The organism is Nostoc sp. WHI (assembly GCF_015714725.1).
GTDB lineage: Bacteria > Cyanobacteriota > Cyanobacteriia > Cyanobacteriales > Nostocaceae > Nostoc.
Map to the genome: position 1 here is coordinate 20,469 of NZ_WBKM01000279.1, position 6,794 is coordinate 27,262.

At 43.2% G+C, this 6,794-nt stretch carries 7 protein-coding genes; 2 read left to right on the plus strand and 5 right to left on the minus strand.

The features are described from left to right. Window positions 1–77: 77 nt before the first annotated feature. Together F8S12_RS28085 and F8S12_RS28090 are read right to left on the minus strand one after the other, a co-directional pair. Window positions 78–797 (minus strand): 16S rRNA (uracil(1498)-N(3))-methyltransferase, encoded by a 720-nt coding sequence (locus F8S12_RS28085; protein ID WP_196519561.1) that lies wholly within the window; start codon window positions 795–797, stop codon window positions 78–80. Between the two features lie 13 nt (window positions 798–810). Beyond that, complete coding sequence (locus tag F8S12_RS28090) at window positions 811–1,455, minus strand: Uma2 family endonuclease (protein WP_196519562.1); 645 nt, start codon at window positions 1,453–1,455, stop codon at window positions 811–813. Window positions 1,456–1,714: 259 nt separating this feature from the next. Between F8S12_RS28090 and F8S12_RS28095 the strand changes: the two genes are divergently transcribed. After that, on the plus strand, window positions 1,715–2,413 hold the full coding sequence (locus F8S12_RS28095; RefSeq protein WP_196519563.1) for a PEP-CTERM sorting domain-containing protein: 699 nt from the start codon (window positions 1,715–1,717) through the stop codon (window positions 2,411–2,413). Between the two features lie 134 nt (window positions 2,414–2,547). Here F8S12_RS28095 and sir read toward each other — a convergent pair whose 3' ends face one another. Beyond that, window positions 2,548–4,464: a sulfite reductase, ferredoxin dependent gene (gene sir / locus F8S12_RS28100; RefSeq protein WP_196519564.1), complete on the minus strand. Its 1,917-nt coding sequence runs from the start codon at window positions 4,462–4,464 to the stop codon at window positions 2,548–2,550. Between the two features lie 401 nt (window positions 4,465–4,865). Next, window positions 4,866–5,609, minus strand: coding sequence for a ferritin-like domain-containing protein (locus F8S12_RS28105; protein ID WP_196519565.1), 744 nt, complete (start codon window positions 5,607–5,609; stop codon window positions 4,866–4,868). Window positions 5,610–5,788: 179 nt separating this feature from the next. On the opposite strand from F8S12_RS28105, the gene F8S12_RS28110 reads away from it, so the two are divergent. After that, window positions 5,789–6,358 carry a thermonuclease family protein gene (locus tag F8S12_RS28110; RefSeq protein ID WP_196519566.1) on the plus strand — a complete coding sequence of 190 codons (570 nt, stop codon included), beginning with the start codon at window positions 5,789–5,791 and terminating at the stop codon, window positions 6,356–6,358. Window positions 6,359–6,559: 201 nt separating this feature from the next. Here F8S12_RS28110 and F8S12_RS41790 read toward each other — a convergent pair whose 3' ends face one another. Continuing rightward, window positions 6,560–6,682, minus strand: a complete 123-nt coding sequence (locus F8S12_RS41790; RefSeq protein ID WP_269144856.1) for a hypothetical protein — start codon at window positions 6,680–6,682, stop codon at window positions 6,560–6,562. Between the last annotated feature and the right edge of the window lie 112 nt (window positions 6,683–6,794).

A 6,794-nucleotide genomic window follows, 5' to 3' on the forward strand; every position in this document is an offset into this window, starting at 1 on the left:
TCCTCTGCACGGCAGTCGCTACAACGGTGGGAACCCCCGCAACGCGCTGCCTTGCCTCTGCGTGAGTTATAAATCATTTATACTTCATAAGCTGCGGTAATCAAGGATAATGCTACGACTGGGGCTGTAACTGCTCTCAGGATGCGGCGACCAAGGGAAACAGGTTGGAATCCAGATGCGATCGCATTCTCAATTTCTTGTGTTGTCCATCCCCCCTCTGGGCCAGTGGTAATAACAATTTTGTCATTTGTCATTTGTTGTTTGTGCTGTAAGCAATCTTTTAAATGGGGAAACTCGCCACGCGCCACACAGATATATTGCTGGCTGTTTGCAAATGACAAACTAGTGTTAAAAGCAACAGGTTCTAAAATTGTTGGCACAAAAGAGCGCTCTGATTGTTCAGCCGCTTCCGCCGCAATGCGCCGCCAGCGTTCGAGTTTTTGAGGACTGGGATCAAGCAAAGTGCGATCGCTCAATACTGGGGCAATACAAGTTACTCCCAACTCTGTACAACACCGGACAACTTCATCAAATCCATTGCCTTTAGGCAACGCCACCATGAGCGTAATTGAGACAGGTAATTCAGTTTCTCCCACCAAAAGCTGTTCTAAAACCTGCGCTAGCTCCCCTGCTAGCTGCGCTAACCACCATTTTCCTTTGCCATCCATTGCAATAAAGCGATCGCCTTCACGCAAGCGCAACACCCGCCCCAGATAATGCTGCTGCTCTTTTGTGAGCAAAATTTGCCCTTGTTGGAATTGGGAGGGTGCGATCGCAATTCTTTGCAGTTGAGACATTTTTCTTAACAAATTACTGTCCTGCTGTAGACATCTCCTGTCTAACCCAGGTGCGGAAAGCACGAGTTGCTGCTATTTGTCCAACTTTCTTGCTTTCTTGGATAAATTGGGGAATCTCCGTCACCAGCACAAGTGCAAAAGTTGGACTGCGATCGCTCTGGGAGTATTGCCCATCCTTAAGGGTGTAGATTCTTAACACATTTCCGTTATACCGCCAGAATTCTGGAACTCCCATTGAAGCATAAAGAGTCAACTTATCTATTTTGGGTCTGGAGTATTCTATTTCCAGTACTAAATCTGGTGGTGGATCTGTACTCAGGTCAATATTTTCTTTGTTGCGGATTAATAATTCATTTTGGATATAGTAGCTGCTGTCTGGTTCAGCTCCTCGCTCCAAATCATCTCGCGTCATAGTCAACGAGCCAGCACTTTTAACTTCTAAACCAAATTCCTCACACAGCACAAGAACAAAACCTTCAATTAAACGGTTTGAGTTCTCGTGTGGCATCAGGGGGTTCATAATTTCTACTATTCCCTTGTCATACGCCAGCCTTTTATTTCGCTCACATCCCATATCTGCCAGCATGGCTTTGAATGTCTGCCAGCTGATGTTTTGCAGCACATCCCTAGTTTCTGCGAATTTTGCTGTCGTTACCATAGTTCAGTTTTCCTGTGGATGTGTTACCTAACTGTAATTGACAGATAGCCTTTTCAAGGCTTCTAGCTAGATTTTTCAATTACCTTTTTGCGCTCACAATTTACAAAGGATGGCTTGTAAAAGCCTGAAACAAACTATTTACGTTAATACACAAGATGATTCATTTGTACACTGCGTAAGTCCTAAGATTTATATTTAGGATAGATAAATATTTAGTGTATTGTATTAATGCATTAAAATGTTAGGTTTACTTGGTTTTATGACTATATTAAGTCTAGTGAAAAATTTGTCCCTAGCTACTGTAGGAGCGCTGGCTACGAATCTAGTAGCATTTCAGCAAGTTTCTGCAAGTCCTCTTATTAATGGAGATTTTGAAACTGGAGACCTTACTGGGTGGACAACTTTTACTACACCTAATGGTACGTTGGGAGAGGGTTTTCCAAACGTTGTTTCTTTTGATACGGACAATGATGGGATTTCAAGCAACAGCGCTCAGTTTAGAGTAGGTAAAATTAATTTTGTTAATAATGAGTACGAAGGAGGCGGCATTTTTCAAAATGTGAATCTTTCGGCAGGAGATTTAACGATCTCTGCTGACATAGCATCTTTCGGGGGTGAGATATTCAATAATGCAAGTGGGGGTAAGTTTGAGCTACTTTTCGATAATGTTGTTTTAGACACCTATGACTTTCTTGGTATTGATGCTAACGTCGGAGAATTCAGTTTTCTCAGTAGTTTATCTAACATTACTGCTGGACTGCACGAAATTCGCTTCTTGGTTACACGTCCTTTCTTGCAAGGTCCTACACCAACACAATATGATGATACACCAACACAATATATAGATGATATTGTGATTTCAGGAACTGCCACAAAGTCAATTCCTGAACCTACTTTAATCTTAGGTCTGCTAGCAATCGGTGCAGTCAGCGTAAGTTCAGTTAGAAAACGTCAATAGCAGCAAAAAGCCACGGTTAAAGCATAGATTTTTAGCTGTAACTTTATTCACATTCCTCTCAATGGAGAGGCTAAAGAATATTGCCTCTCCATAATTTATAGTAATAACTAACAAGTTGGCGATGAGGATTTTACTTAGGAAAGATTCTGGAAGTAAGCCTCTAGCGCTTCACTCACCAACTGAGTCATCGGCTTGCCTTGGCTTTCGGCTACTTCCTTCAACTTAGTATAAACCTCAACTTTCAGATTTACCCGGTGGCGTGATTTGTTCCCACTATTACCTGTTAGCGGATCGTAAGTGGCAGTAAATTCGCGGATGGAATCAAAACCAATGCGATCGCAAAAATCACCAAAGCTTTCCTTCGATTTCCGAGATTTCTTAAAGTAAACAAAAATCGGCTCTAGGAAGCTGTCTAGATCATTATGGTGGAGTTTCTCTGTGTAAGGTTGCGCCAGTCGAGTCTGATTCGGCGAACCCCCTAACCAAACTTGGTAAGATTCTGGAGCGCTACCGACAAAGCCCAATTCTGCCAAGTAGGGACGAGCGCAACCGTTGGGGCATCCTGTCATTCTTACCACAAAATGTTCATTTTGTAAACCAACTTTATCCAACAGGGCGCGAACTCGTTCCAAAATCCCTGGTATTGCCCGTTCTGATTCAGTAATTGCCAAGCCGCAGGTAGGCAAAGCAGGGCAAGCCATTGCATACCGCACCAAAGGTTCGATTTTATCGGGATCAGAAACAACACCGTGACGGCTGAGAATGTCTCGAATGGCTTCTTTACTATCTGGCTCGATCTCGTAAAATATCAGGTTATGGTTGGGCGTTAAACGGATAGGCAAGTTAAACTGCAGGGCAATTTCCCGTAAGGCAATTTTCAGTTGAAACGAACCTTCATCCTTGATTCGACCATTGTCAATGGAAATTCCTAAGAATAGTTTGCCATCCCCTTGTTCATTCCAGCCGAGGAAGTCGTGATATTTAAACTCTGGTAGTGGTTTGAAGGCTTCAACTGGTTTACCAAAATATTCTTCAACTTGGGCGCGGAATTTATCTACCCCCCAATCGTTGATTAGATATTTTAATCTAGCGTGACGACGATCAGTGCGATCGCCATAATCTCTTTGGGTAGCAACAATTGCTTTCACTACGTCGTAAACATCATCCTTCGCCACATAGCCGATAGGGTCTGCTAACCTAGCGAAAGTTTCTTCTTTACCGTGTGTCCTACCTAAACCACCACCAGCAAAGATGTCAAATCCTTCTAATTGTCCCTTCTTATTGGTAATTACCACCAAAGTCAGGTCTTGGGAATACAAATCAACCGAATTATCCCCTGGCACTGTCACGCAAATTTTAAACTTGCGAGGCATATAATGCGTGCCATAAATCGGTTCTTCGTTGTCATGAATAATTGTGCCATTGCCATTGCGCTGTCGGGCTGCCTTTACCTCTGGATTCTCTTCAGCGCTAATTGCTTTTTCCCCATCTAACCAAATTTCGTAATATGCACCTGTTTGCCCTGACAGCAAATCAGCAATATTCTGGGAATACTCCCAAGCATACTGGTACTCTGGGCGATTCTTGAAGGGGACTGGTGGTGCCATCACATTACGATTGATGTCACCGCAAGCTCCCAAAGTCGAACCCAGGTTGTTGACAATGGTGGCAATTGCTGTCTTAAGATTCTTCTTTAAAATACCGTGCAGTTGGAAACCTTGACGAGTAGTTATTCGTAACGTTTGATTGCCATACTCATCAGCTAGTTTATCTAAAGCTAAATACAGCTGCGGCGGCACCAAACCACCTGGATTTTTTGTCCGCAGCATAAACTGGTAATCTTTCTCCTGTCCCTTGAGGCGGTTGTCGCGGTTATCTTGCTGGTAAGAACCGTGAAACTTCAAAAGCTGTACCGCGTCTTCGCTAAAATGAGTAGTGTCTTGAAGGATCTCAGTTGCTACAGGTTCACGCAAAAAATTACTATTTTCCTTGATTCCTTCTACTTTGGAAGGCTTACGGCTAGCGATCGGGGAAGGAGCAGATTTAACCATTAGAGTTGTATAGTATTCTCAATAAAGCATTACGTAGACGTAGAATCAGCACCCTTCGGCTACTTTATCCCCGGTAATCCGGCCGGAATAATGAGGAATACTTTAATTTTACCACGGCAAAAGCCCGCTTTGTCAGCGAAGAGGAAAAGGGGCAGGGGGCAGAGGGGAAACCCCATAAATAAATTTATTGGCTCTGAAAACTTGGACGCATTATTTCTCTCTACGAGACGCCAAAGGCGAAGGTGCTACGCATTTCAAAATAAATATTTTTGCTTTTGGGCATAAATAAATTTATTTGCTCTGAAACCATGAGTGCAGGGGAAATGAGCGTATCTTTCCCCCTGGCTAACAAAAGATTGAGCCAGGGGTAGTTGATCATTAGGTACTCAAGATATCTATAATTACGTAGCTACCAACTCAGAATCGCTTTCCGATCGCGTACTATCCTGGACTAGCGATCGCGTTTCGCCGTTGCGCTGGAGGATACCGCCAACCATTGCCAACAAAGCGTTTACCTTGCGGGTTCGCCACATATCTACGAGTTTTTGCACTTTAGTAGCAGACATCCGTCGCATCATCGCTTCGTAGAGATAAGCAGCGTGTCCAGTTTCATCTTGGGCAATACTTAGCATTCCTAACTTCAAGTTGCGAGCGGTTGGCTCGTTATCAGGTAATACTTTCGCCATTCGCTCAAAGTCTTTGCTAGCATCTAACTCAAGAATGTATGTGCTAGCCATAAACACATCCCAATCAATGACAGCAGGTTTAAGCTGTTCTTGGGTATAGCCCTCAAAAAATGCTGCGAAAAAGGGACTACGTTGTTGTGATTTGTTTGTGGATGTAGTTTGGGGTTGACGCTTGAAATCTATAACTTGTTTATTCATTTGTTGTAAAGCGTGGGCAAAAATTTGACCATGCTTAGTTTCATCTGATGCGTGTTTTGCTAGTTTTTCGGCTAGCCATGTATCGCCTTCGGTAGCTGCGCGATCGCTAAGTGCAGATAAAAACGGCACAGAGCCAGATTCGGCAAAATAAAACCCTGCAAGGAGGTTTGGGCGGGTTTTAGAATCCCGAATTTGAGCAGCTGAGTAATAGGCAAAAGCACCTGAACCAGCTAGATGCAGAAGGTGAGTCAAAAAGTTCATCAAAAATTGCCACTGACTATTGGAAGGTTACAATTCTTATACTAATCTGCATTTTCTATTCGGTTGCCACCAGAGGGTCTTACCATTTTGAATTTTGAATTACCTGGGGAACTAAGTTAACAAAAATATCTTTGCATTTTGCTAGTATCATGCCACAGAAGTAATGCAGGTAAGTTTGAATGGAGAAATTAACTAAACCAGTGCGATTTTGGCTTTGTGCAACTATCATAATTTTGGGTTTGATGGGCTGCGATCGCTTTATCGGTACTTCTGGGGAAACTGTTGAGCGAGTGAGTGATGGTGATACTTTAGTACTCAAAGATACCAACGGCAAAAATTTTACTGTGCGCTTTGCTTGTGTAGATGCGCCAGAAATAGCTCATTCTAGTAAAGAAAAGCAGAGTAAACGTACTAGCGATCGCAATCAATTTATTTGGGGTGTGAAAGCCCAAGAACGGGTGCAAGAACTTGTGCAACAAGGAGGCGATCGCGTGACTTTGAATATCACTGATAGCGATCGCTATGGGCGCAAAATTGCCGAAGTCCGTTTGAAAGATGGCACTTTTGTACAACAGATATTGTTACAAGAAGGGTTGGCGAAAGTATATCGTCCTTATTTAAATAAGTGTCCTAGTAAGGATTTAGTTCAACAAGCTGAGGTTGAGGCGAAAAATCAACGGCTTGGCGTTTGGAGTGATGCTAAATTTGTTAATCCTTGGGAATATCGCAGCTTATATAAGAAAAAGTAATTAGAACACGAGTTTTCGAGTGAAAAAGGCGATTGCTCCACCTCTGAACTCAAAGCTTGCACCTTTGAACACCAATTGTCGAGTAAAAAGAGCGATCGTTTGACCTCTGAACTCGGAACTTGCACCTTTTAACACCAATTATCGAGCTAAAAGAGCGATCGCTCCACCTCCGAACTCGGAACTTGCACCTTTTAACACCAATTATCGAGCTAAAAGAGCGATCGCTCCACCTCCGAACTCGGAACTTGCACCTTTTAACACCAATTGTCGAGTGAAAAGAGCGATCGCTCCACCTCCGAACTCGGAACTTGCACCTTTTAACACCAATTGTCGAGTGAAAAGAGCGATCGCTCCACCTCCGAACTCGGAAGTTGCACCTTAGAACACAAGTTGTCGAGTCAAAAGAGCGATCGCTCTATCTCTAAGCTCGGAAGTT